Annotated in this window: 8 protein-coding genes; 3 read left to right on the top strand and 5 right to left on the bottom strand. The window is 42.8% G+C overall.

Annotation, left to right across the window (positions count from 1 at the left end; translation table 11 throughout):
* Positions 1-199: 199 nt before the first annotated feature.
* From WC598_RS09580 to WC598_RS09570, 3 genes are all read left to right on the top strand, one after another.
* Positions 200-490, top strand: a complete 291-nt coding sequence (locus WC598_RS09580; protein WP_372961272.1) for a hypothetical protein — start codon at positions 200-202, stop codon at positions 488-490.
* Between the two features lie 303 nt (positions 491-793).
* Positions 794-1,855: a nuclease-related domain-containing protein gene (locus tag WC598_RS09575; protein ID WP_372961271.1), complete on the top strand. Its 1,062-nt coding sequence runs from the start codon at positions 794-796 to the stop codon at positions 1,853-1,855.
* Between the two features lie 7 nt (positions 1,856-1,862).
* Positions 1,863-2,969, top strand: a complete 1,107-nt coding sequence (locus WC598_RS09570) for a hypothetical protein (RefSeq protein ID WP_372961270.1) — start codon at positions 1,863-1,865, stop codon at positions 2,967-2,969.
* A 544-nt stretch (positions 2,970-3,513) separates the two neighbouring features.
* On the opposite strand, the gene WC598_RS09565 is transcribed toward WC598_RS09570, so the two are convergent.
* The 5 genes from WC598_RS09565 to WC598_RS09545 form a co-directional block, all read right to left on the bottom strand.
* Positions 3,514-3,645 carry a type II toxin-antitoxin system RelE/ParE family toxin gene (locus WC598_RS09565; RefSeq protein ID WP_372961269.1) on the bottom strand — a complete coding sequence of 44 codons (132 nt, stop codon included), beginning with the start codon at positions 3,643-3,645 and terminating at the stop codon, positions 3,514-3,516.
* 140 nt (positions 3,646-3,785) lie between these two features.
* Complete coding sequence (locus tag WC598_RS09560; RefSeq protein WP_372961268.1) at positions 3,786-3,986, bottom strand: hypothetical protein; 201 nt, start codon at positions 3,984-3,986, stop codon at positions 3,786-3,788.
* 381 nt (positions 3,987-4,367) lie between these two features.
* Positions 4,368-4,517, bottom strand: coding sequence for a hypothetical protein (locus WC598_RS09555; protein WP_372961267.1), 150 nt, complete (start codon positions 4,515-4,517; stop codon positions 4,368-4,370).
* A gap of 397 nt (positions 4,518-4,914) precedes the next feature.
* The gene (locus WC598_RS09550) at positions 4,915-5,394 is read right to left on the bottom strand and encodes a hypothetical protein (protein ID WP_372961266.1); all 480 of its coding nucleotides are present in this window, start codon (positions 5,392-5,394) and stop codon (positions 4,915-4,917) included.
* 27 nt (positions 5,395-5,421) lie between these two features.
* A complete protein-coding gene (locus tag WC598_RS09545; protein WP_372961265.1) occupies positions 5,422-6,504 on the bottom strand; it encodes a hypothetical protein in 1,083 nt (360 codons plus the stop codon).
* Between the last annotated feature and the right edge of the window lie 288 nt (positions 6,505-6,792).

Raw genomic sequence — 6,792 nt, 5'->3', positions numbered from 1 at the left:
GGATTTTTACTATTTTTATGAGACCGGCCGAAGTTATTCTATCTGTGAATTCTCAAAGCAAACGGTTTATCGTGAATCTGGAGGACGAAACTCTGGACATCCTCAACATCATGGGTCCCGCTTTTAGAAATTATTATTTCGTGAGGGAGTCCTGCGAAATGTAGGTGGAACGATGATATATTCCTATTATTTTTATCCATTGTACACTCTCGCAACAGATCAGCTATCTCGAACTGGAGAAACTGCACTTCTTCTCAAATGCCGAAAAATGGGATATTCACAAAAAAGTGAACGTTTTTCAGATCTGATTTTATTCCTCAAGACGAACGGATTTAATGATGCTGAAAAAATCCAGCGCTGGGATGCTTTAAGATCTATCCGCAATCGTGCGTCGCATCGTCGTAATCAAAGTATTTATCCGCCTGCTTGGGCAATTGGGATTCTTGAAACCATTACCGTAGAGATTAATGCACTTTTTGCGAATGAGTAATAATTCTTCTTTTCATCCTGCTTACTCAGGTCCGATCCGTTCAGGGATCGCCCCTCCAAACATGGCTACATATGACCTCCCGTCTCCGGCGTAAAAACGATAAAAACAGCCGAAACTCACCCCCATTTTCCGGAATTATTCCCTCTGAATCCGGAGAAATGGGTAAGCAGTGTCCGTAGCGGGCCCGGATTACCTATATAATCCAACATACCCGGATGCCCCGTAACAAACCTATTATGCCGTATAACTTAATTACCTGATTATCAAAGAAGGAAGGTCTTGTTATCGGGGTGCAGATGAAAAATGGCAAAATTCTACCGCAGATCCAACAGCACCCAATATCTCATTAAAGGGATGAATCCCTTTTTGGCAACAAAATTTATAACCTATGACGAGATCCAGCATTTTTACTTTTATTATGAAGATATTCTTGCCGAAACCAGAACAACCGTCGCCCGACCATATGATGAAATTATCTTTAAACTGGAAGATGATGAATTCCACATGGACCGGCAGTTGCAGAATGGCATCGCTGAAAAGACCAGAGATGTTGATAGTAATATCAGAGAACTGAAAGATAAGAGTTTGACTGCTGGGAATTTTTTCATCCGAGCTGGCTACCGACTTCAGTATTGGATTGCAATTGCATTACGGAATCATCATATTCAGCATCCCTTTGTCAGGTTATCCAGAGACCTGAATGATGTCGGATTCCGAAAGATTCAGCAGATCCATAACAGGGATTCCGTAATCCAAAAAGAATGTGATAATCTTGCACAGGCATATGATTTCCTGAAAAAAAACAAGACGTATCTTTTCGGGGCGGAAGGAGAAGAAACAGTTATCAAGGTGTTAAACCGGTTGCCGGATGATTACCATGTATTGAATGATATCATACTTCGTTTTTCACCCCCGTTATTCTGGGTAAAGACCGGTCGAAAAGTCTGGTCATGCCAGATTGATCATATCATTGCAGGTCCGACCGGCTTTTTCGTGCTGGAAACAAAGAATTGTACTACTTCAAATTTCAAAAATAATCTAGACCGGATTCGCCTGCAGGTTAATCGCATTGGTTTTGCATTGAGAGAATATATCCGGGATAATTATTATTCTTGGATTCTTGACGGTCCTCAATTATCTTTTGTTGTTGTATCCTTGAAAGAGATCAATCTTGACGGAAATTTTGGCGGTGATATTGATATAATTACTCCGGATGGATTATGTGATTACATTATGAAGATGAAGGCAACGGTATCTACCGATGCCGTAGAGAAATTTATCAATATTGTCTATTACCAAAAAAACAATGCCCAGGTTTTTACAAGAATAATTAGAAATATTAATTTCGAATATATCATAATATAAAAATATTATGAGTGATGATATCGGAATTGGCTCAACAGGTATCGTGAAAGACAAATCACCAAAATCATACTTGAATTTAAAACTAGTATTATTAATCGTATTAGGTATTGTTTCATTTTGTTTGATAGCATTTGTTCCATCCGAATATCCTAACCGTGAGTTGATAGTGAAGATTCTGGAAACAATCGGGGCAGCATTCATGGTTGCTGCAGTTGTGAGTTTTTTTTATGAAAATTATGTGAGAAAAGAAAGTGAAGAGAAATTTTCGCGAGACCTGGCAGAATCGTTAATGAAATCTAACGAGCTAGCTGAAAATATCGCCAACAAACTTGTAAATAAATATCATATTTCTACAGGATTACGATTGTTATGTTCAAATCGGAAGTCCTGTCAGGCTTATTCGAGCTGGGCCAAAAAAGATGTTGAATATTTTCCTCAGATTGTTCGGTGTTTGGGGAGATCAGTGTTACATCAGATAAACACAGATTTTCAGAATCGGGGTATGACCGATCTATGCGCTATAATGGTTCAGAAATTGGGATGCGGATCGCATTTTTCAATTATTTTTACATATCCTTTAAGTGAATATCTTGGACAAATCGCTGTACAGGAAGATCGACCTTTACGTGAAATTCAAAAAGACTTACTCAATTCATTGAAAATCTGTGTTGATCTTTATTTAAAATTACAGGAAGTTAAAATCCAACCGAATAATCAGATGGACTTTAGTCTGAATATATATCTGTATTCAAAATCAGCAATTCAAATGTGTTATCATGAAGTTGAGGATATTCTAGTTAGTCCGATCCAGCGAAAAATAATTGTCGGTTTTTATCTAGATCATCACCCGGATTTTATTCAACCCGCATTTGAGGTTCAAGATCCAAAAGCTCAAACGTACTTTAACGAGTACTATAAAAACATCAAAATGAATGAATCGATTCTATTTCTTCATTGGGAGCAACCGGAACGTGTTCCAAAATTGGATATAAAAACATATGAAACGATATATGAAAATTTTTTCAGTACCGACAGAGACCTGTTGAAGGATATAGGTCTGATCGAACCAAAGGTTTTACAACAAAAGATCAATGATTGGACTCTATCTTCGTAAAATATTAACTTGTGTCGTAAACATAAAAAAACTGAAATTTTTACCTCTTGTAATCTGGCGACGGATCCTATCCCTCAGAATCCACATACCCTGCAGGCCCCCCCGGTCCCGGTTCCCTCCTCCCTCACCATCCCCCCATGCCAAAACAAGCCCGTACAGGGCTCCGTTTCCGTTCCCGGTATTCCCGGCCCTCCCGGTGGACAGCAATTTGGGCCCGGATTCTGTTCGCGTGGAAAAATCGCCTGTAAATTGGGTATTTTGCCAAAAATCGGCTGAAATGCACCTCGTAGAATGGCCCCAAACGGTGGTCCGGCAGCCTCTTTTCCGGTGCTCTGCCATGGGTGGTTTTTACTAAGAAACGCGAAAAGAACGCGAATACGGGGGCCGGATTTTCCGGGGGGTGTCCGGGAAAACGGTGGTCTGGGCTCGCAAAGGTAATGCCGATGGAAAGCGGGATTTTATATCTGCGCCCTGAGCCGGCAATGCGACCAGCAAAAATCCGCTGCACAGGGTGCAGCCAATCGCACCGTCGGGGACGTACGTATTACGGAAAAGACCGGTAAATCTCTTCCCGGCTCTTTACCCGGTAGAATATGATCGTATTGTCATCCGTAATCTTACAACCGATCCGGTATTGTCCAACGCGGATACGATAGTATTGCTCATACCCTTTCATTTTGTCGATATTAAATCGAAAAAAAATTCTCTGACCCGGGAATCTGATCAAATACCAGCCGTTCGATCCGGGAACGAGGCCGTTTTGGTAGTTCAGCGAGATCTTTTAGGAATAGTTTCTTGTAGCCGCAAGCCGGCATTTCAAACCTTTTTTAATGACCGGTAGTGTTTCTTTGCTTCGTTCACGGAAAGCGTCTCATCAGACTCTGCTTCTTCCATAAATTTTGCCAGCCCGTTATTCTCGATGATAGACTCCATCCGGTTGAATGTTTCAAGGTCGACTATCACCGCCTGCTTCCGGCTCCTGGCATCCGTGATATATTTTCGGGGGATTGCAGTCATACCTGTATCATTTCACTGTTTATGCTGGAGAGTATAAAGGAACTTCGGGAGGATGGCGAATGTACCCTCAGATGTGAGCTGACAGGATAGTTGCCCGGATGCAGATGCGGATGAATAATAGCGTGAAGCCGGATAATCTGGCCTGATGATGACCGGTACCTGAATACGTGAAAAAAGAATAGCCCTGAAGCAATGTGGCCACTCCCAGATAAGAATGGCCTGTTCACGATACTATATCGAGTTGAGGAAGAAGGGGATTATCAAAAAGACGGGCCCTCGCAAGCCCTATCCCTGAGACCGATTACCTTCTTACTCAGATTATCATATAAAAAAATTCAAGATCTTCAAAAGGGATGGGGGAGGTCATTCTCAACGCACGGTTCAGTCATGCCCGGCATGCTCTGCGTCGCGCTTTGCTTCACGCATCAGGTTCAGGCCTTCACGGGTAAATGTCGGGTGCTCCAGGTACTCCTGGAACGCTATTGCATCCTCGCCTTCGAGTACGAGTCCGATCTCAATCGGTTTTGCCATATACATTTGCCTCCTGAATCTTTCGTTGTTTTATTATATGCTCAGGTAAATATATCGAATCTTGTGTGGAGCAAGAGATACGGCAGGCCTGTTTTGATTGCCCTGATTTCCAGCACACTATACCCTCTCATATTCTCCCAACCTTTGCCTCCGGACAAACCTCCGCAAACTTACAACTCAGGCACTCCCGCTGCGACGGGTTCACCGGGAAATCCCCGTACTCACACGAGGCATTCATCACTTCATATTCCCGGGGGATCATCTCCTGTATCTCGCGTAACCGGTCCTCGTAAAACCGGTATGGCTTCTTTGCTTGTTCACGAATGTATCTCACCCCATTGGGTTGCGGCACGACGGTACCCGCGGCGGAGTGTGGTAATTGACAAAAAACTGGAACTTATTTTACTATAATCGTCATATTGAACATCCGGTCCGTACTCATATTCTCTGTCCCCGAAAAGCGAAGAATTGCTTTTATTGATTGCACCCCTGTTTCTTTTGTTGTGACATTCCACTCATGAATTCCATATTCAATTAATGATATCGGGGGCGTCCCTTTCTCATCGTACCAGGTGACTCCTTCATCATATATCTGGAGACCTGGACTTCCGGTGATAATCCATGTATGTCCGGTTCTGCTGACGTCAGGAAGCCTGATCAGTATCGAGCTGTTGAGGCCGGCACAAATCGTTGCATTATTCTGTGTCTCGTTAATGATCAGGTTTTGTCCTGATTCAAGAGATACCGGACATTTTACCGATGCACTGTTCGGTTGACCCGGTTGCTGGCCGGGCCCGAGGCAACCAACCCCCAGTATAGCCAACAAAATTATCACTCCCAACAGTATGTATCCGGTTTTCTTGTAAATCGGTCTCATTCCCTCAATTCCTCAAGATAAAAAATATTAATTATTATTTGTCCACAGAGTCACGGGTGTCATACCCGTCCATGTAACATCCAGATTTGTCAATCCCATATTTGTGGATACCTGCCGGTTCCATGTAAATGAAACCGGGTTTAAGTTTACATCTTTAAAATTCATGTTTTTAAAGATAATTTTTCCTGAAACATCGTTGTCGTTATTGATGGTTTTTCCTTCCAGTGCACAAACCGCCCTCACATTATTTGTTCTGATATTTGGGGCATTGGTAGAGAAGCTGGATGAATATCCACCGTTTGTTAAATCCATGAAGATAATATTCCACCGGTTCAGATTGGAATTCCATCCCAATATCCCTCTGACATTGTTGCCAACCTGGGTACTTATAGGGGTGCCACGCCATCCTCTCCAATTAGTGTCGACATACCATGGAGCACCTGTCCACATATGGGTTCCTCCTACATTGTATTCAAGTACTGGCTGAACAATTCCAATGCTGCCTTCCGGCTGAATTTCATTGAAAATATAATTGATTGCTGTTGTCTGTAGATTTGGCGGAGATGATGGCACTTTCCAGTCAGCAGTAAACTGACCCAGTTGGGATATTCCTCCCGCTTGCGAAGATTCAATCCAACCGTTGGCAGATCGAATGGTTTTTTTCTTGCCTGGTGGAGATATTACCGTTAAGATCCTTTTCTCATTCAAATACACATCTGTGATTCCGTTATCGTTCACATGAATATACGATCCATCCGGAACCTGAGTAATGTCAATTGCAGAAATATATCCATCGGGTGTGGGAATCTGCGGGGATTCACTATCTTTTGAAATGGAGATTTGTTTCCCTTGAGAATCAAATACCCTGGTGATTCCATCATCCGAATGCTGAATGATTGATCCTTGCGGTATTCCCGTCTGGGTCAAGTTGTCAGTAAGACTGAAACCATTTTGGATTACAATTTTTGTTTGTGAATCATCTGGTTTCAATTGGGATAACAGTGAAGTGTGTCGTGAATCTGATTGCTCTTCCGCGTTCACTATCGGGACCATCGCCATCGCTGCCAGCAATAGTGCCAGCAGAACGACGCTCCATTTGAAAAGTTTCATTTTTTCATACCTCCTTTTTTTCGATACGCTATGCTCGGAGGCACGGGAAAACGTTCATAATAATGAAAGATAATAATCACATGCCTGCGGGCGGGACCGGGTTCAACACAAAGTTCGTCGCTTGGTGAACCCGTTCTCTTCTTTTGGGACAACCCCCGGTCATCCACAGGGAGCAATTCGGGGAGTGGGTATAAACCTTTTATCACCGGGTACCTTCCGCTTTTTCAATCACGGTAATGCACCGGGGAATCCGGAGTATCAATAATCCCGCAGGGAAATGTACGGTAT

The sequence above is a fragment of the Methanoregula sp. genome, from assembly GCF_041645475.1.
In the GTDB taxonomy this organism is placed as follows: Archaea; Halobacteriota; Methanomicrobia; order Methanomicrobiales; family Methanospirillaceae; genus Methanoregula.
The sequence above is the reverse complement of the archived record's forward strand: the minus strand, read 5'-3'. Positions and strand labels throughout refer to the sequence as shown.

What these genes read in the sequence shown, in the direction of transcription:
- WC598_RS09560 (WP_372961268.1), bottom strand. Translation starts at nt 3,986, where the DNA reads ATGACTGCAATCCCCCGAAAATATATCACGGATGCCAGGAGCCGGAAG.
- WC598_RS09570 (WP_372961270.1), top strand. Translation starts at nt 1,863, where the DNA reads ATGAGTGATGATATCGGAATTGGCTCAACAGGTATCGTGAAAGACAAA.
- WC598_RS09555 (WP_372961267.1), bottom strand. Translation starts at nt 4,517, where the DNA reads ATGGCAAAACCGATTGAGATCGGACTCGTACTCGAAGGCGAGGATGCA.
- WC598_RS09545 (WP_372961265.1), bottom strand. Translation starts at nt 6,504, where the DNA reads ATGAAACTTTTCAAATGGAGCGTCGTTCTGCTGGCACTATTGCTGGCA.
- WC598_RS09550 (WP_372961266.1), bottom strand. Translation starts at nt 5,394, where the DNA reads ATGAGACCGATTTACAAGAAAACCGGATACATACTGTTGGGAGTGATA.
- WC598_RS09565 (WP_372961269.1), bottom strand. Translation starts at nt 3,645, where the DNA reads ATGAAAGGGTATGAGCAATACTATCGTATCCGCGTTGGACAATACCGG.
- WC598_RS09575 (WP_372961271.1), top strand. Translation starts at nt 794, where the DNA reads ATGGCAAAATTCTACCGCAGATCCAACAGCACCCAATATCTCATTAAA.